The organism is Klebsiella sp. 141240 (genome assembly GCF_050600805.1).
GTDB lineage: Bacteria > Pseudomonadota > Gammaproteobacteria > Enterobacterales > Enterobacteriaceae > Klebsiella > Klebsiella aerogenes.
In genome coordinates, this window is record NZ_JAQIRK010000016.1 from 54157 (window position 1) to 72491 (window position 18335).

Annotated in this window: 13 protein-coding genes and 1 pseudogene; 6 read left to right on the forward strand and 8 right to left on the reverse strand. The window is 57.1% G+C overall.

Annotated features, from left to right (window positions below; all coding sequences use genetic code 11):
* Positions 1 to 2196: a primosomal protein N' gene (gene priA, locus PGQ95_RS21520; protein WP_063414048.1), complete on the reverse strand. Its 2196-nt coding sequence runs from the start codon at positions 2194 to 2196 to the stop codon at positions 1 to 3.
* Positions 2197 to 2456: 260 nt separating this feature from the next.
* Here priA and rpmE point away from each other — a divergent pair, with 260 nt between their 5' ends.
* Positions 2457 to 2669 (forward strand): 50S ribosomal protein L31, encoded by a 213-nt coding sequence (gene rpmE, locus PGQ95_RS21525; RefSeq protein WP_087858736.1) that lies wholly within the window; start codon positions 2457 to 2459, stop codon positions 2667 to 2669.
* A gap of 101 nt (positions 2670 to 2770) precedes the next feature.
* Here the strand turns inward: rpmE and metJ are convergent, their stop codons facing one another.
* Positions 2771 to 3088, reverse strand: a complete 318-nt coding sequence (gene metJ, locus PGQ95_RS21530; protein WP_004107547.1) for a met regulon transcriptional regulator MetJ — start codon at positions 3086 to 3088, stop codon at positions 2771 to 2773.
* A 266-nt stretch (positions 3089 to 3354) separates the two neighbouring features.
* Here metJ and metB point away from each other — a divergent pair, with 266 nt between their 5' ends.
* Both metB and PGQ95_RS21540 read left to right on the forward strand, forming a co-directional pair.
* Complete coding sequence (metB, locus tag PGQ95_RS21535; protein WP_015368924.1) at positions 3355 to 4515, forward strand: cystathionine gamma-synthase; 1161 nt, start codon at positions 3355 to 3357, stop codon at positions 4513 to 4515.
* 2 nt (positions 4516 to 4517) lie between these two features.
* Positions 4518 to 6950: a bifunctional aspartate kinase/homoserine dehydrogenase II gene (locus PGQ95_RS21540; RefSeq protein WP_045395300.1), complete on the forward strand. Its 2433-nt coding sequence runs from the start codon at positions 4518 to 4520 to the stop codon at positions 6948 to 6950.
* A gap of 32 nt (positions 6951 to 6982) precedes the next feature.
* Here the strand turns inward: PGQ95_RS21540 and malI are convergent, their stop codons facing one another.
* Both malI and PGQ95_RS21550 read right to left on the reverse strand, forming a co-directional pair.
* Complete coding sequence (gene malI / locus PGQ95_RS21545) at positions 6983 to 7999, reverse strand: Mal regulon transcriptional regulator MalI (protein ID WP_113374903.1); 1017 nt, start codon at positions 7997 to 7999, stop codon at positions 6983 to 6985.
* A 91-nt stretch (positions 8000 to 8090) separates the two neighbouring features.
* Positions 8091 to 9590 carry a PTS transporter subunit EIIC gene (locus PGQ95_RS21550; protein WP_430919267.1) on the reverse strand — a complete coding sequence of 500 codons (1500 nt, stop codon included), beginning with the start codon at positions 9588 to 9590 and terminating at the stop codon, positions 8091 to 8093.
* A 366-nt stretch (positions 9591 to 9956) separates the two neighbouring features.
* Between PGQ95_RS21550 and metF the strand changes: the two genes are divergently transcribed.
* Positions 9957 to 10844, forward strand: coding sequence for a methylenetetrahydrofolate reductase (metF, locus tag PGQ95_RS21555; RefSeq protein ID WP_015368922.1), 888 nt, complete (start codon positions 9957 to 9959; stop codon positions 10842 to 10844).
* Between the two features lie 151 nt (positions 10845 to 10995).
* Positions 10996 to 11910: a DMT family transporter gene (locus tag PGQ95_RS21560; RefSeq protein ID WP_015368920.1), complete on the forward strand. Its 915-nt coding sequence runs from the start codon at positions 10996 to 10998 to the stop codon at positions 11908 to 11910.
* A gap of 37 nt (positions 11911 to 11947) precedes the next feature.
* Here the strand turns inward: PGQ95_RS21560 and gldA are convergent, their stop codons facing one another.
* From gldA to PGQ95_RS21575, 3 genes and pseudogenes are all read right to left on the reverse strand, one after another.
* A complete protein-coding gene (gene gldA, locus PGQ95_RS21565; protein WP_213317839.1) occupies positions 11948 to 13051 on the reverse strand; it encodes a bifunctional L-1,2-propanediol dehydrogenase/glycerol dehydrogenase in 1104 nt (367 codons plus the stop codon).
* Between the two features lie 54 nt (positions 13052 to 13105).
* The gene (gene fsa, locus PGQ95_RS21570) at positions 13106 to 13768 is read right to left on the reverse strand and encodes a fructose-6-phosphate aldolase (protein ID WP_430919270.1); all 663 of its coding nucleotides are present in this window, start codon (positions 13766 to 13768) and stop codon (positions 13106 to 13108) included.
* 205 nt (positions 13769 to 13973) lie between these two features.
* A pseudogene (locus PGQ95_RS21575) lies at positions 13974 to 14953 on the reverse strand (helix-turn-helix transcriptional regulator).
* A 24-nt stretch (positions 14954 to 14977) separates the two neighbouring features.
* Here PGQ95_RS21575 and zinT point away from each other — a divergent pair.
* Positions 14978 to 15628 (forward strand): metal-binding protein ZinT, encoded by a 651-nt coding sequence (gene zinT, locus PGQ95_RS21580; RefSeq protein ID WP_113374913.1) that lies wholly within the window; start codon positions 14978 to 14980, stop codon positions 15626 to 15628.
* A gap of 46 nt (positions 15629 to 15674) precedes the next feature.
* Here the strand turns inward: zinT and ppc are convergent, their stop codons facing one another.
* Positions 15675 to 18326 (reverse strand): phosphoenolpyruvate carboxylase, encoded by a 2652-nt coding sequence (ppc, locus tag PGQ95_RS21585; RefSeq protein ID WP_047047252.1) that lies wholly within the window; start codon positions 18324 to 18326, stop codon positions 15675 to 15677.
* Positions 18327 to 18335 lie beyond the last annotated feature (9 nt).

Sequence of the window (18335 nt, forward strand, 5' to 3'; positions counted from 1 at the left end):
TTAGCCTTCAATAGGATCGACATCCAGTACCCACTTCACTTTACGCGCTTCCGGCAGGGTGTTTATCAACGCCAGCGTACCGCTGACGATATGCTGTAGACGTATGCGGGAAGGGTGCTGGAGTAGAATTTGCCAGCGCCAGCGCCCGCCGCGCTTCGGCGCCAGCGCGGGGACCGGGCCGAGTACCCACAGTTTATCATCGGCCAGCGGGCTGGCCTGCAACAGGTTACGTAACTGCTGTAAAAACAGCGGCGCCTGCTGGTTATTATGGTCTTCGGCGCGGATCAGCACGTGACTGGTCCACGGCGGTAGCTGCATGGTTTGCCGTTCCGCCAGCGCCTGCTCGGCAAACGCATCGTAGCCTTTATACAGCAGGGTCTGCAGCAGCGGGTGTTCCGGATGATGGGTTTGCAGGATCACTTCACCCTGTTTGCCCGCGCGCCCGGCGCGGCCGGAGACCTGGGTATAGAGCTGGGCAAAACGCTCCGCCGAGCGAAAGTCGGCGGAAAACAGCGCGCCGTCGACATCCAGCAGCGACACCAGGGTGACGTCCGGGAAATGATGTCCCTTAGCCAGCATTTGGGTGCCAATCAGAATGCGTGCGCCGCCGCGATGGACGTCGGCAAGATATTGCTCCAGCGCCCCTTTACGGCTGGTGGTATCGCGGTCGATACGTGAGATTGGTACATCAGGGAACATCGGCGCCAGCGCCTGCTCCAGCTGTTCAGTCCCGAGACCCACTGGCACCAGGTGCGTCGACCCGCAGGAAGGACATTGGCGCGGAATGGGGCGCTGGCTGTCGCAGTGGTGGCAACGCAGATGATGCTGCGCCTGATGCAGGGTGTAGTAACTATCGCAGCGCGGGCACTCCGCTATCCAGCCGCAGTCGTGGCATAGCAGCGCCGGGGCGAAACCGCGGCGGTTCAAAAACAGGATCACCTGATTGTCGGCCTGCAGATGCTGTCGCATGCGGTTAATCAGCGCAGGCGATAGGCCCGCCTGTAGCTGCTGGCCCTTTAAATCGAGCACGTGCTGCTGCGCCGGGCGGGCGTTGCCCGCGCGTTTGGTCAGCTTTAACTCACGGTACTTGCGCTGGCGCACGTTATAGAGCGTCTCCAGCGCCGGGGTCGCCGAGCCGAGGATAATCGGGATCTGTTCGCTATGGGCGCGCCATACCGCCAGGTCGCGAGCGTGATAACGCCAGCCTTCCTGCTGTTTATAGGAGCTATCGTGTTCTTCGTCGATGACAATAACGCCGAGGTCTTTAAACGGCGTAAACAGCGAGGAGCGGGTGCCGATGACGATCGCCGCTTCGCCATTTTTCGCCTTTAACCATGATGCGAGGCGCTCGCTGTCGTTGAGACCCGAATGCAGGACCTCCACCGGAGCGTTAAAACGCTGGCGGAAGCGGGCGATAGTCTGCGGCGTCAGGCCGATTTCCGGCACCATTACCAGCGCCTGCCGACCCTGCGCCAGCACGTTCTCCAGCACGCTCAGATAGACTTCCGTTTTCCCTGAGCCGGTAATACCCGCCAGCAGCCAGGCGGAGAAACGGTCCGAGGCGCTATGAATTGCCCCGACGGCGGTCGCCTGCTCGGTATTCAGGCGCAGCCGTTCGCCGGGCACCGCGAAGCTGGTCCGCCAATCGCTAATGGCTGGGGATTCGCTGGCCAATTCCGCCAGCCCTTTGCCGCGCAGCGCCTGTAGCGCCGCGTCATTGAATTCAAGTTCTGCGACCTGATAGCGCCAGATTTTGCCCTGGCGCAGCGCTGCCAGCGCCTGCTGCTGTTTCGGCGAGCGTTTAAGGCTGTTGATATCCAGCGCTTGTCCCTGTTCCGTCGCAAACCAGTACCACATTGGCGCGGCGCTGGCCGGTTTGCCCTGGCGCAGCATAATCGGCAGCGCGTGGAACAGCACATCGCCGATGGGATGATGATAGTAATCCGCGGCCCATAGCAACATGCGCCAGACGGTAGAGGAAAAAACCGGTTCGCTATCCAGCGCTTCGGCGACCGGTTTGAGTTCGGCGAGTGGGAGTTCGCTACGTTCGCTGACCGACACCACGATACCGATTCGCTCCTGTTTGCCGAACGGCACGCGTACGCGACAGCCCGCCTTGACCGGGATGCCTTCAGGCAACAAATAGTCAAAGGTGCGGGGCAGCGGAACGGGCAGGGCGACATGAGCGACGGACATGGAATCTTCCTGACTTGAAATCTGGCGGGTTAGTATACACATTACCGAAGGTGGCGCGGATAAGTTTGCATCTGCTGGTCAAATTCTGTATGATTCGCCGCCTTTGGTGCGCTTTATGCCGCATCAAACATCCCAAAACCCGGGAAATTCGTTAAGCTGGTATGCGCCAGCTGTGCGAAGGTCGTCGGGAAATTATTAATATCGCGTGGTGTCTGGCGTTAGGGCTGGAAGAGCGACGCGGCCTTAACTGAGGTTCTCCCATGAAAAAAGGTATTCACCCAAATTACGAAGAAATTACTGCTACCTGTTCTTGCGGTAATGTCATGAAAATCCGTTCCACCGTTGGTCACGACCTGAACCTCGACGTGTGCGGTAAATGCCACCCGTTCTACACCGGCAAACAGCGTGATGTTGCTACCGGTGGCCGTGTTGACCGCTTCAACAAGCGCTTCAGCATCCCGGGCAGCAAGTAAGTTGCCAGAAAGAGCCGCCTCAGGGCGGCTTTTTTGTATCCTTCGTCTGGCCAGGCCGAGGGATAAAAAAAGCGGAAGATATCTTCCGCTTTTTTTATGTCTTAGTATTCCCACGTATCCGGGTCGATACCCAGTTCACGCATAATCTCTTTCGCCGCTTCCGGGATTTCATCGCTGCGCTCTTTACGCAGGTCTTCATCGTTAGGTAACGGTTGACCGGTAAAGGCATGCAGGAACGCCTCGCACAGCAGTTCGCTATTCGTGGCGTGACGCAGGTTGTTCACCTGACGACGCGTGCGTTCATCGGTGAGGATCTTTAACACCTTCAGAGGAATGGAAACCGTAATTTTTTTTACTTGCTCACTCTTCTTACCGTGCTCAGCGTATGGGCTGATATATTCGCCGCTCCATTCAGCCATGAGATACCTTAATCCTCTGTTTATTAGTTAAGGGCCAGAACATTACGCCCGGCCATAATTGCGCGTAGTTTACCGTATGAGCGCGCTTTCCGACATGAGATAAGCCGCCGCCGACGTGCGCTAATGCATATAATTTTAACGGCTATTTGTCTTTTGCTCAATCTATACGCAAAGAAGTTTAGATGTCCAGATGTATTGACGTCTATTGTGACAATGATTACTCTGAGGCCTGACTTCTCACCGAACAGCCCAGGAACTGTCCAAACATGACGCGTAAACAGGCCACCATTGCAGTGCGTAGCGGTTTAAATGACGACGAACAGTACGGTTGCGTTGTCCCGCCGATTCACCTCTCCAGCACCTATAATTTCACCGGTTTCAATGAACCTCGCGCCCACGATTATTCCCGTCGCGGCAACCCGACTCGCGATGTCGTACAGCGCGCGCTGGCGGAACTGGAAGGCGGCGCGGGCGCGGTACTGACCAATACCGGAATGTCGGCTATCCTGCTGGTGACCACGGTGTTCCTGAAACCGGGCGATCTGCTGGTGGCGCCGCACGACTGTTATGGCGGCAGCTATCGTCTGTTTGACAGCCTGGCGAAACGCGGCTGCTATCGCGTGCGCTTTGTCGATCAAAGCGATGAGCAGGCATTACGTGAAGCATTAGCGGAACAACCGAAGCTGGTGCTGGTCGAAAGCCCGAGCAACCCATTGCTGCGGGTGGTCGATATTGCGAAAATCTGCGGGCTGGCGCGTGAAGCCGGCGCAGTGAGCGTGGTGGATAACACCTTCCTGAGCCCAGCGTTGCAAAATCCGCTGGCGCTGGGCGCCGATCTGGTGTTGCATTCGTGCACCAAATATCTCAACGGCCACTCTGACGTGGTCGCCGGGGTGGTGATTGCCAAAGATCCTGAAACTGTCACCGAACTGGCATGGTGGGCGAATAATATCGGCGTCACCGGCGGGGCGTTTGATAGCTATCTGTTATTGCGTGGTTTGCGTACCCTTTCTCCGCGAATGGAAGTGGCGCAGCGCAACGCGCAGGCGATAGTCGACTATCTGAAAACCCAGCCGCTGGTGAAAAAGCTGTATCATCCGTCCCTGCCGGAGAATCAGGGGCACGAGATTGCAGCGCGTCAGCAAAAAGGTTTTGGAGCGATGCTAAGCTTCGAGCTCGATGGCGATGAGCAGACGCTGCGTCGCTTCTTGAGCGGTTTATCGCTCTTTACGCTGGCGGAATCGTTGGGGGGCGTTGAGAGCCTGATTTCCCATGCGGCGACGATGACGCATGCGGGCATGGCGCCGGAAGCGCGTGCGGCGGCAGGGATCTCGGAAACGCTCCTGCGTATTTCGACCGGTATTGAAGATGGTGAAGATTTAATTGCCGACCTGGAAAATGGCTTCCGGGCAGCAAACGAGGAATAAAGATGAGTGTGATTGCGCAGGCAGGGGCGAAGGGTCGTCAGCTGCACAAATTTGGTGGGAGTAGTTTAGCGGATGCGAAATGTTACCTGCGCGTCGCCGGGATCATGACGGACTATGCGCAGGCAGGCGATATGATGGTCGTCTCAGCCGCCGGTAGCACCACCAACCAGCTGATTAGCTGGCTGCAGCTAAGCCAGACCGATCGTCTTTCTGCGCATCAGGTGCAACAAGCGCTGCGTCGCTATCAAATGGATCTGATCGCCGGCCTGTTGCCGGCGGACGCCGCTGACGCGCTGATCGCGACGTTTATTCACGATCTTGAACGTCTGGCGGGTCTGCTGGATAGCGGCGTCACCGATGCGGTATATGCCGAAGTTGTCGGCCATGGCGAAGTGTGGTCCGCGCGCCTGATGGCGGCGGTACTGAACCACCTTGGCGTTGAAGCCGCCTGGCTGGACGCGCGCGCTTTCCTGCGCGCGGAACGTGCCGCGCAGCCGCAGGTTGATGAAGGCTTGTCCTACCCGTTGTTACAACAGTTGATGGCGCAGCACCCCAACAAACGGCTGGTGGTTACCGGCTTTATCGCTCGTAACAATGCCGGGGAAACCGTACTGCTGGGCCGTAACGGTTCCGACTACTCCGCCACCCAAATTGGCGCGCTGGCCGGGGTCTCCCGTGTCACCATCTGGAGCGATGTGGCCGGGGTTTACAGCGCCGACCCGCGTAAAGTGAAAGATGCATGCCTGCTGCCGCTGCTGCGTCTTGATGAAGCCAGCGAGCTGGCTCGCCTGGCGGCGCCGGTACTGCACGCGCGTACGCTACAGCCGGTTTCCGGCAGCGATATCGATTTACAGCTGCGCTGCAGCTACACCCCCGACCAGGGTTCGACGCGCATTGAGCGCGTGCTGGCATCCGGCACCGGCGCGCGTATTGTCACCAGTCACGACGACGTCTGCCTGATTGAATTCCAGGTGCCTGCCGGGCAGGATTTCAAGCTGGCGCATAAAGAGCTGGATCAGATTTTCAAACGCGCGCAGCTGCGCCCGCTGGCGGTGGGCGTGCATGCCGACCGTAAGCTGCTGCAGTTCTGTTACACCTCTGAGGTGGCCGATAGCGCGCTGAAGCTGCTGGACGAGGCGGGCCTGCCGGGCGAGCTGCGTCTGCGCCAGAAGCTGGCGCTGGTCGCGATGGTCGGCGCGGGCGTGACCCGCAATCCATTGCACTGCCACCGTTTCTGGCAGCAATTGAAAGGGCAGCCGGTAGAGTTTACCTGGCAATCGGAAGAGGGTATCAGCCTGGTGGCGGTACTGCGCGCCGGCCCAACCGAGAGCCTGATTCAGGGGCTGCATCATTCCGTGTTCCGTGCTGAAAAACGCATCGGTCTGGTGCTGTTCGGCAAAGGCAATATCGGTTCCCGCTGGCTGGAGTTGTTCGCGCGCGAGCAGAGCACGCTTTCCGCCCGTACCGGCTTTGAGTTCCTGCTGGCCGGGGTGGTGGATAGCCGCCGTAGCCTGCTGAACTATGAAGGCCTGGATGCCAGTCGCGCATTGGCATTCTTTGAAGATGAAGCGGTTGAGCAGGATGAAGAGTCGCTATTCCTGTGGATGCGCGCGCACCCTTATGATGATTTAGTAGTGCTGGACGTGACCGCCAGCGAACAGCTGGCCGATCAGTATCTGGATTTCGCCAGCCACGGCTTCCACGTGATCAGCGCCAATAAGCTGGCGGGCGCCAGCAGCAGCGATAAATATCGCCAGATCCACGACGCCTTCGAAAAAACCGGCCGTCACTGGCTGTATAACGCCACCGTCGGCGCAGGTTTGCCGGTTAACCATACGGTGCGCGATCTCATCGACAGCGGCGATACCATCCTGGGGCTGAGCGGTATCTTCTCCGGTACGCTCTCCTGGCTGTTCCTGCAGTTTGACGGCACGGTGCCATTTACCGAACTGGTGGATCAGGCCTGGCAGCAAGGGCTGACCGAACCGGACCCGCGCGTTGATCTGTCGGGTAAAGACGTGATGCGCAAGCTGGTGATCCTGGCGCGCGAAGCTGGTTACAATATCGAGCCGGATCAGGTGCGCGTGGAATCGCTGGTTCCGGCGCATTGCGAAGAGGGCTCGGTTGACCACTTCTTTGAGAACGGCGAAGAGCTGAACGAACAGATGCTGCAGCGCCTTGAAGCCGCCCGTGAAATGGGGCTGGTGTTGCGTTACGTGGCGCGTTTTGATGCCAACGGTAAAGCACGCGTCGGGGTCGAAGCGGTGCGTCAGGAACATCCACTGGCGGCGCTGCTGCCGTGCGATAACGTCTTCGCTATCGAGAGTCGCTGGTATCGCGATAACCCAATGGTGATTCGTGGGCCAGGCGCGGGTCGCGATGTTACCGCCGGGGCGATTCAGTCAGATATTAACCGTCTGGCGCAACTGCTGTAATCTCTCAAGCCGGCCCGCTGGGCCGGCCTTCATTATGCGGATTCCCGCGCGACGAGCTGCCCGGAGAGGGTGATATGCTGCGTCGGCAGCGTGGGTTCTTTGATCTTGCGGATAATTAACGCGGCGGCCTGACGGCCGGTCTCTTCGCTGGCGGAGGAGACATAGGTAAAGGACGGCGAGGTCAAATTCACATGCATCATATCTTCGAAACCCACCAGCGCCACCTGCTGGGTAAGAAAAACATCTTTACCTACCGTCCGCCCCACCTGATGAATACCGTTGAGACAGCCAATCATCGCGTCCGGCGAATGGCACAGCAGCGCGGTAATAGCGTTGTTCTGTTCCAGTAGCTGACGGGTGGCGATACTCGCGGCCTGCGTGTTGTCGTGACAGGCAGGCGCAAACTCTTCGCGCACCGCCATGCCGTTTTTCTCTAGCGTGCTGTAAAAGCCGAGCAATCGCTGCTGGCGGATGAGATCGTTTTCCTGACCGCCGATATAGGCAATGTAGCGATGGCCGCGCTCGATCAGATAACGCGCGGCGATGCTCGCGGCCTGACGGTTATCGCGGACCACGCGATCGCGGTTGTCGATTAACGGCGTTTGCGAGACGGCCACTAGCGGTAGCGGGCAACGCAGCAGCGCTGCTGGCAGCGTATTGCTGGTGGTATCAGCATCAAGATAAATCACGCCGGCGACGCCCTGTTGTTTAAATGACAGCAGGCAGCGATCCAGATAGTCGCTATCGTTAAGCGGCTGACCGAGAAAAACCATGTAGCCCTGTTTCTCCAGTTCCTGCACGATATTGGCCATCACTTTGATGGAAAAACTGTCGTTGAAATCGCGAAGAATCAGGCCGATCAGGTTGGTGGTGTTGGCGCGAAGGTTGGCGGCGGCGACGTTATGCACATAGCCGAGCTCCTGGATGGCAGCATTGACTTTTTCGATGGTGGCGTCGGAAATCTTCCCTTTTTGACGTAATACCAGCGAGACCGTAGAAACGGAAACTCCGGCCAGTTTCGCCACATCTATAATGCTGACTTTCTTCAAAATCGCTCCATGAAAACTGTTGTATGACAGTCAGATAGCAGAAGATCGCTTCTCCGGGACAAGCGATCTTCCACACCATAACATCTTCTGCTTATTTGCCAATCATCCCCGACATGGTTTGGGCGATAAATTGCGCCCTGGCGCCAAAAATTATCTGGATGCCGTTATCACCGACGAAGACTACGCCGCGCGCGCCGATACTGTTGAGGCCGTCTTTATCTACCGCATCGCGTTCGGCAACCTCCAGACGCAAGCGGGTGATGCAGGCGCCAACCGAGTCGATATTCTGCGAACCGCCGAGCAGGCTGACTATTTCGGTTGCCAGTTCGGTGTCGGTTTTATCATTGGCCGTTACGGTGATATCGGTACGTCCCGGCGTTTTCACATCGAAGCGGCGGATCACGAAACGGAAGGTGAAATAATAAATCAGCGCCATCGGCACGCCAACAATCACCGCGCTGAAGAAGTTTGTCTGATAGCCGTTCATGGAAGGCAAAATACCGAAGGAGATATAGTCGATAAGCCCGGCGGAGAACGACTTGGCGATATGCGCGTGCAGCAGGTACATGGTCATGTACGAGAGCCCAGCCATAATGGCGTTAAAGACGTACAGAATCGGCGCCACGAAGATAAAGGTGAATTCGACGGGTTCGGTGATGCCGGTCAGGAAGCAGGTCAGCGCGGCGGAGAAGAGAATACCGGCCGCGATTTTTTTATTTTTAGTATGCGCTTCGTGATACATCGCCAGACAGGCGGCCGGCAGAGCGAACAGCATCAGCGGGAATTCACCCTGCATAAATTTGCCGGCGTTTTGATAACTGTCGGTGCTAAAGGATTTCACCCCTTCTTCCAGCATCTTAAACCAGATGGTCTGGTCGCCGTGGATCATCTGGCCTGCCTGGGTAGTGTAATCGCCAAAAGAATACCAGAAGGAAGGGTACCAGATGTGGTGCAGGCCAAGCGGGATCAGCGCGCGTTCAACGAGGCCGAAAATAAAGGTTGAGGCGGCCTGGTTATCGCCGTTAATCACCATCGACAGGGAATCAATTCCGGCCTGGATATGCTGCCAGACGTAAGGTAGCAGCAGGCCGAGGATGAACGACAAGAAGGCGGTGGCGATCGCCACAAAGCGCTTACCGGAGAAGAAGCCGAGGAATTCCGGTAATTGCAACGTATGGAAGCGGTTATAACACCAGGCGGCGAGGATCCCGCAGATTAGCCCGCCGAATACCCCCATCTGTAACGTCGGGATGCCGACCACCATCGCGTATTTCCCGCCCTGTGCGGCCATTTCCGGCGTGATACCGAGCACGGTACCGATGGTGATGTTGGTGACGAAAACGGAGACCGCCGCCGATAGCGCGGCGATACCGGATTCTGACGCCAGGCCGACCGCGGAGCCGATAGCGAAGAGCATCGGTAGGTTATCGAAAATAATACCGCCGGCATTCATCATCAGCGGTAAATGGAATTTGTCCCCAAAGGCCAACAGCAAGCCGGCGGCCGGGAGGAGCGAAATCGGCAGCATTAAGGCGCGGCCGATCATCGACAGTTTTGATAATGATTTTATGAACCCTGACCACAGACTCATGCTGATTACCCCGAATAGATATTATTGGCGATGATACATTAAGTAGAACGTTCTACTAGAACGTTCTACTTAATGTGGATCAAGGCGGGCGTTGCTGCAATAGTAATCGGCGTGCCAAGGGGGGAGATGTGCGATTTTTTGAACTACTTCAAATTACGTAGGTGATAAAATCTTAAAACAACGCCAGGGCGCGCCTGGCCTGACGCCAGATGAACTTTTTTCACTTTGACTGAAAATTCCTCACTGTTTACGCAGATTTTTCTATTGACGCCCGCCCGCTTTTCCGTCATTTTTACATCTGGACGTCTAAACGTATAGAAGTTCGCAACACGACTGATAAATATAATGCGATTGATGAGGTAAGGTATGAGCTTTTTTCACGCCAATCAGCGGGAAGCCCTGAATCAGAGCCTGGCGGAAGTCCAGGGCCAGATTAATGTGTCCTTTGAATTCTTTCCGCCGCGTACCAGTGAAATGGAGCAAACCCTGTGGAAATCCATCGATCGCTTAAGCAGCCTGAAGCCGAAGTTTGTTTCCGTCACCTACGGGGCGAACTCCGGCGAGCGCGACCGCACTCATAGCATTATCAAGGGCATTAAAGACCGCACCGGTCTGGAAGCAGCGCCGCACCTGACCTGTATCGACGCCAGCCGCGATGAACTGCGCGCGATTGCCCAGGATTACTGGAACAACGGTATCCGCCATATCGTCGCGCTGCGCGGCGACCTGCCGCCGGGTAGCGGCAAGCCGGAGATGTACGCCGCCGACCTGGTGACGCTGCTAAAAGACGTCGGTGATTTTGATATCTCCGTCGCCGCCTATCCGGAAGTGCATCCGGAAGCCAAAAGCGCGCAGGCCGACTTATTGAACCTGAAACGTAAAGTAGAAGCGGGCGCTAATCGCGCGATCACTCAGTTCTTTTTTGATGTCGAAAGCTACCTGCGTTTCCGTGACCGCTGCGTCTCCGCCGGTATCGATGTGGAAATTATTCCGGGCATTCTGCCAGTCTCCAACTTTAAACAGGCGAAGAAATTTGCCGATATGACGAACGTGCGTATTCCGACCTGGATGTCGAAAATGTTCGAAGGGTTGGATAACGATGCCGAAACGCGCCAACTGGTAGGGGCGAATATCGCCATGGACATGGTGAAAATTTTAAGCCGCGAAGGAGTGAAAGATTTCCACTTCTATACCCTGAATCGCGCCGAAATGAGCTATGCCATTTGCCATACCCTGGGCGTGCGTCCAGCGTAATTATCTGTTTTACCTATTTTTTCATTCCTGTCGGGGCGGCGAACTGCAATTCGCCGCCCTCTTTTTTCGCACGAAAAGTGCGCTCTGCCCTTAAGCAACCTGCCGCCAAAGAGAGTATAGTGCCCGCAAAAATCATGACGGTGGAGAAGTTATGACGGTTGCAAGGAACAGCAATCTCTTGGCCGGTTGCGGCCTCGTCCTGCTGACGCTTATCTGGAGCTACAGCTGGATTGCGATGAAACAGGTAACGCTCTATATCGGCGCTTTCGATTTTACCGCCCTGCGCTGTATTTTCGGCGCGATTGTGCTGATGGCGGTGTTGGCGCTGCGCGGGCGCGGCATGCGGCCAACGCCGTTTGGTTACACCCTGGCGATTGCGCTGCTGCAAACCTGCGGCATGGTCGGTCTGGCGCAGTGGGCGCTGATGAGCGGCGGCGCAGGTAAAGTCGCCATTCTCAGCTATACCATGCCGTTCTGGGTGGTGATCATGGCGGCGCTGTTTTTAGGCGAGCGCATGCGGCGGCTACAATATGCCGCTATCGTACTGGCGGCGTGCGGTCTACTGCTGGTGCTGCAGCCCTGGCAGTTGGATTTCTCCTCGATGAAAAGCGCGCTGCTGGCGATCCTCTCCGGCATCAGCTGGGGGGCGAGCGCGATTGTCGCCAAACGCATGTATCGCCGCTATCCGCGCCTCGATTTACTGTCGTTAACCGCCTGGCAGATGCTGTATGCCGCGCTGGTGATGAGCGTGGTGGCGTGGCTGGTGCCGCAGCGCAGCATTGACTGGCAACCTGGGGTTTTTTGGGCACTGGCCTATAGCGCAATCCTGGCGACGGCGGTGGCCTGGAGTCTGTGGCTGTATGTTCTGCGTAACCTGCCTGCCAGCGTCGCCGGCCTGAGTACGCTGGCGGTACCGGTTTGCGGCGTGCTGTTTTCCTGGTGGCTGCTGGGTGAAAATCCGGGGCTGGTGGAAGGCGCTGGTATTGTGCTGATCGTCGCGGCGCTGGCGATAATCAGCCTTAAAAAACGTCAACCTCAGATTACCAGGCAAGGTATTACTCGTTAAGCGTTATGCCCGGCAAATGCCGGGCATTTGGGGCAGATTATTCCCACTCTTGCAGGAAACGCTGACCGTATTGGTCGGCCACCAGCAGCGCGGCGTAAACCTGATCGGCGCAGGCGCCGCCCGGCATATTGTGGATGGTTTCGCCTTCGGCGCAGGCGGCTTCCGCGACCGTGCGCATTTTAGCCGGGATGTCGCCTTTAATATCGAGCTGCGCCAGCGTGATGGGCAGGCCGACGCTGTGACAAAGCGCCGCCGCGGTCTCAATCTCTTCCACCGGCGCGTTTTCCAGCACCAGCTGCGTCAGCGTACCAAATGCGACTTTCTCGCCGTGATAGAAGTGATGGGCGTCCGGGATGGCGGTCAGGCCGTTGTGAATCGCGTGCGCCGCCGCCAGCCCGCCGCTCTCAAAGCCGACGCCGCTCAGGTAGGTGTTGGCTTCGATCACCCGTTCAAGCGCTGGAGTGACCACATGCTGCTCGGCGGCAAGCATCGCCTTTTCGCCTTCTTCAACCAGCGTGTTGTAGCAGAGTTCCGCTAACGCCAGCGCCGCCTGTGTGCACTTACCGCCCGCCATTGTGGTCGCGCCGCTGCGCGAGCAGGCGCGGGCTTCAAACCAGGTCGCCAGCGCATCGCCAATCCCGGCGGCCAGCAGGCGTGCTGGCGCGGCCGCGACGATCTGCGTATCAACAACCACCATGTTCGGGTTGTGCGGCAGCATCAGATAGCTTTCGAATTCGCCATCATCGGTATAGATAACAGACAACGCGCTGCACGGCGCATCGGTGGAGGCGATAGTTGGGGCTACTACCACCGGCAGATGCATATAGTGAGCCAGCGCTTTCGCGGTATCCAGCGTCTTGCCGCCGCCGATGCCGAGCACCGCATGGCATTGGGCGCTGCTGGCGATATCGCGCAGGCGGTTGATTTCATTTTGCGAACATTCACCGCCGAACGGGGCGATTTCGGCCACCAGACCAGCGCCGCTCAGGCTGGTACGCAGTTGCTCTTCGGCAAAGCCGAGAACGAACTTGTCGCCGATGATTAGCCAGCGTTCAGCCAGCGGTTTGAGATATTCGCCGAGGCGCTTGATGGCGCCAGCGCCCTGGATGTATTTACCGGGTGATTGAATAATGCGATCCATTTCGATTCCTCCTCGATGACCGTGCAAGCCGCCTGTTGGCGGCCGACGATCGGATTACAGGTTCAACGTGCCAAATGCGTTATTCCAGTCCTGCTCGAACTTCTCTATGGCTGACTCTACCGCAGGGGTGCCGAGCATTTGTTGCGCTACGTCTAAGGGGAGGGTGATAGCTTCGCAGCCGGCTAACAGGCAATCCAGCGCCTGGCGCGGGGTTTTGAAGCTCGCGGCCAGGACTTTGCTTTCCGGGGCGTGCATTTCCAGCAGGGATTGCAGTTCTTGCACCATGCGAATACCGTCACCGCCCTGGGCATCGACGCGGTTGACGTACGGCGCGACGTATTTCGCGCCGGCCAGCGCCGCGAGCAGTCCCTGGGAAGCGCTATAGACCGCGGTGCCAAGCGTAGGGATGCCTTCTTTTTTTAGCATTTTGATGGCGGCGAGGCCTTCGGCGGTCACCGGGATCTTAACCACGATTCCTGGTAAGGCGTTACTCAGGCGTTTGGCTTCAGCCACCATACCTTGCGCATCGCGACTCATGGTCTGCGCGAACAGAATACCTTCCGGGCCAACGGCTTTTTGCAGGCGCGGCAGCACGTCCCAAACCGGGGTTTTGCCGGCGGCGATGATGCTCGGGTTGGTGGTGACGCCAGCCAGCGGATAAATGCGGGCCAGACGTTCAACTTCAGCGACGTTCGCGGTGTCCAGATAGAGTTCCATAACCATTCCTCGATGTGTAATTCAATGATGTTGAGGTAAGGATACGACTTCCGTTTGCCTGCCCGCCAGATGACAAATTTGCCAAAAACTGGATAAATGTACGCATTACGGTTAAGAGTGATTTAGATCACGTTTGTCCGTGTGATAGTGCCTCCAGGCTGAAAGAGCCTGCAGGTAGAAATCAGTAACTTACAAAAATCTAGTTTTACGGCGCAGAGGGGTTTTCCGTCAGCTGGCTATGGTACTGGCGGCGATACTCGGAAGGTGAACGTTCAGTATTCTTGCGAAACAGGCGGCAGAAGTAATTGCTGTCGGCGAAGCCGCAGGCGTGGGCGATATCTTTTACCTTCATATCATGACCCTTCAGCAGCATGCGCGCCTGTTCGAGACGGATATGATTGAGGTATTCGTTAAAGCCCATAGGTCCGCACTTCTGAAACAGATGCGAGAGATAGTTGGGAGAGAGATAAAACGCCTGTGCTACGGATTCCCGGCTCAGCGGCTCGGCGAAATGAATATCGATATATTGGCGGATCGCCTCGAATAGCGCCTGGCTGCGCGATGAGGTTTGCGCCTGGCTACCCAGTAGATCGGTACAGTGGCTGAGTAGGCTAATGACGATGCAGCGGGCGGTTTGCTGCTCCTGCGGCTGCATGCGTATTTCATTTAGCGCCTGTAGCAGAAATGAACCCACGCGCGGCCCGCGGCGCGGTACCTGAATCTTCTGGACCAGGGTTAGCGCTTCTCCGTTCCAGCGCTGCAGCGAAAATTCCAGCTGCTGTTTGCCGAATAAGATGCTTAGCAGCAGGCATGGGGTCTGCCATCGCGGCCAGTTCCAGCTATCGCTCGCAATATAGAGTACGTCACGCGCCTGCAGCGGCGCGGCGTTATCGCCGAGGGCGAGATCGTACAACTGCCCCTCAATGACGATATTCAGACGTGGAAAATCAACCTTGATCGCGGCGTCGGCTGGCGGGCGTGATTCTCCGGCAAAATGCACTTCTGCAATGCAGGTTTGTTTTTTCACTAATGAATCAATGAGCTGATTGATGCTGTTATCCATCTTTACCCCGCCAAAACGCCACGCATTTCATCATACCGGACATTTTTCCAGCGGTAAAAGTACGAACTCATCGTTATTGCTTCCCGATTAAGATATGTTATATCGTAACATTTTGTCGCAATCGATATTTAACTCAGGAGAGAGTAATGACCCGAAAGATCCCCATGCTCGCGTTTGGTTTCGGCATAGCGCTTGCCGGCGCTCAGGCTTTTGCCCACGGTAATCATAGTCATGGCCCGGCGTTAACTGAAACAGAACGCCAGGCCAGCGAAGGCATTTTTGCCGATAAAGATGTGAAGGATCGCGCGTTGAGCGATTGGGATGGCGTCTGGCAGTCAGTCTATCCGTATCTGCTGAATGGCGACCTTGATCCGGTGCTGGAGCAGAAGGCGAAAAAGCCCGGCGCCATGAGCGTGGAAGAGTATCGCGCCTATTATAAGAAGGGTTACGCCACCGATGTGGAGCAGATTGGCATCGAAGATGGGGTGATAGAGTTCCACGTCGGCAAGACCGTTAATAGCTGCAAATATACCTACTCAGGCTACAAAATTCTGCAATACGCCTCCGGCAAGAAGGGGGTTCGTTACCTGTTTGAGTGCCAACAGGGCGATGGTAACGCGCCGAAATTCGTCCAATTCAGCGACCACATTATTAGCCCGCGTAAATCACAGCATTTCCATATATTTATGGGCAATGAATCTCAGGAAGCCTTGCTGAAAGAGATGGATAACTGGCCGACCTATTATCCTTATGCGCTGCATAAAGAGCAGATCGTCGATGAGATGTTGCATCACTAAAATGAGAGGGAAAATCCCCCGGCCGGGCGGCCGGGGGAAACGGTGACTAGCCGGTATTACGCATCCCTGCCGCGACGCCGGCAATGGTGACCATCAGCGCTTGCTCAACGCGCGCATCCGGTTCCTCGCCAGCCTCTTCAGCCTGGCGCGAACGGTGCAACAGTTCGGCCTGCAGGACGTTAAGCGGGTCGGTATAGATGTTACGCAACTGGATGGATTCGGCGATCCACGGCAGGTCGGCCATCAGGTGGGAGTCATTAGCGATAGCCAGCACCACTTTGATATCGGCGGTTAACAGCTGACGTAGCTCTTCGCCTAGCTTCCACAGTTCCGGTTTCACCAGCCGCTGATCGTAGTACTCCGCCAGCCACAGGTCGGCTTTTGAGTAGACCATTTCCAGCATTCCGAGGCGGGTCGAGAAGAACGGCCAGTCGCGGCACATGCTTTCCAGCTCGCTTTGCTTACCGCCCTCGACCACTTTCTGCAGCGCGGCGCCGGCGCCCAGCCAGGCCGGCAGCATCAGGCGGTTCTGGGTCCAGGCGAAGATCCACGGGATGGCGCGCAGTGACTCGACGCCGCCGGTCGGGCGACGCTTCGCCGGGCGCGAGCCAAGCGGCAGTTTGCCCAGTTCTTGTTCCGGGGTCGCGGAGCGGAAATAAGGGACGAAGTCTTTGTTTTCCCGCACGTAGCCGCGGTACATCTTGCAGGAGACGTCGGACAGCTCGGCCATGATTTCGCGCCACTGCGGTTTTGGTTCCGGCGGCGGCAGCAGGTTGGCTTCCAGAATCGCGCTGGTGTACAACGACAGGCTGCTGATGGTCACTTCCGGCAGGCCGTACTTAAAGCGGATCATCTCGCCCTGTTCGGTGACGCGCAGGCCGCCTTTCAGGCTGCCCGGCGGCTGCGAGAGCAGCGCCGCGTGGGCCGGCGCGCCGCCGCGACCGATGGAGCCGCCGCGACCGTGGAACAGCGTCAGTTCAATACCGGCTTTTTCGCAGGTTTTGATCAGCGCGTCCTGGGCCTGGTACTGGGCCCAGGAGGCGGCCATGACGCCAGCATCTTTGGCCGAGTCGGAATAACCGATCATGACCATCTGTTTGCCCTGAATAAAGCCGCGATACCAGTCAATATTCAGCAACTGAGTCATGACGTCGTTGGCGTTGTTCAGGTCGTCCAGCGTTTCAAACAGCGGCGCAACCGGCAGCGCGAAGCCGATACCGGCTTCTTTTAACAGCAAATGAACCGCCAGCACGTCGGACGGCGTTTTGGCCATTGAGATCACATAAGCAGCGATCGATCCACGCGGCGCTTCGGCGATCACTTTGCAGGTGTCGAGAACTTCGCGGGTCTCTTCGCTCGGCTCCCACTGACGCGGCAGCAGCGGGCGTTTGGAGTTCAGTTCACGGATCAGGAAGGCCTGCTTGTCGGCTTCCGACCAGCTTTCATAATCGCCGATCCCGAGGTAGCGGGTCATTTCGCCCAGCGCTTCGGTGTGGCGGGTGCTTTCCTGACGAATATCGATACGCACCAGCGGTACGCCGAAAGATTTCACCCGGCGCAGGGTATCAAGCAGTTCGCCGTTGGCGATGATGCCCATGCCGCAGGCCTGGAGCGATTTATAGCAGGCATACAGCGGTTCCCACAGCTGTTCGTTTTGCGTGATAAGCCCTGCCGGTTTCGGCAGTTTTTGCCCTTTCAGGCGAGCTTCCAGCCAGGCCTGGGTCTCCATCAACTGACTACGCAGCTTTTTCATCAGATAACGATACGGCTCTTGCGCGCCTTCCGCGCCGGCCAAATCGCGGAGCTCGTCGGTGCATTCGACCATCGACAGCTCAGAGATAAGCACCTGGATATCTTTCAGGAACAGATCGGTCGCTTTCCAGCGGCTGAGCAGCAGCACGTGGCGGGTGATATCGGCGGTGACGTTCGGGTTGCCGTCACGGTCGCCGCCCATCCAGGAGGTGAAGCGTACCGGGACGAAATCAACCGGTAGCTGGTAGCCGAGGTTGGCTTCCAGCTGTTCGTTCAGCTCGCGCAGATAGTTCGGCACGCCTTCCCACAGGCTGTTTTCAACTACCGCGAAACCCCATTTGGCTTCATCGACCGGAGAAGGACGGTACTTACGAATTTCATCGGTATGCCAGGACTGGGCGATCAGCTGGCGCAGGCGGCGCATCAGCTGATTGTGCTCGTAGTCGGCGATATCTTTGTTATCCAACTGCTTAAGGCAGTTGTTGACTTCCACCATTTTATGGATCAGCGTCCGGCGGGTGATCTCGGTCGGGTGAGCGGTTAACACCAGCTCCAGCGACAGGGATTCCACCGCTTTTTTAATGGTGTCTTCGTTGAGATTGGGTTGGTCTTTGAGTTTTCTCAGGGTACGAGCAATAACTTCCGGATTGCTGGCGGCTTCGCCGTTGGGCGAAATGCTGTGATATTGCTCGGCGGTATTAGCCAGATTCAAAAACTGGCTAAAGGCGCGCGCTACCGGCAGCAGCTCGTCGTTGGACAAGTTTTGCAGCGTGGTAAGCAGCTCCTGGCGATTGGCCTCATTGCCCGCGCGAGAAGATTTGGACAACTTACGGATAGTTTCGACTCGATCAAGAATGTTTTCTCCTAGCGCATCCTTGATGGTGTCGCCCAGCACCTTACCGAGCATACTGACATTACTACGCAAAGCGGAATATTGTTCGTTCATGTTACCCCA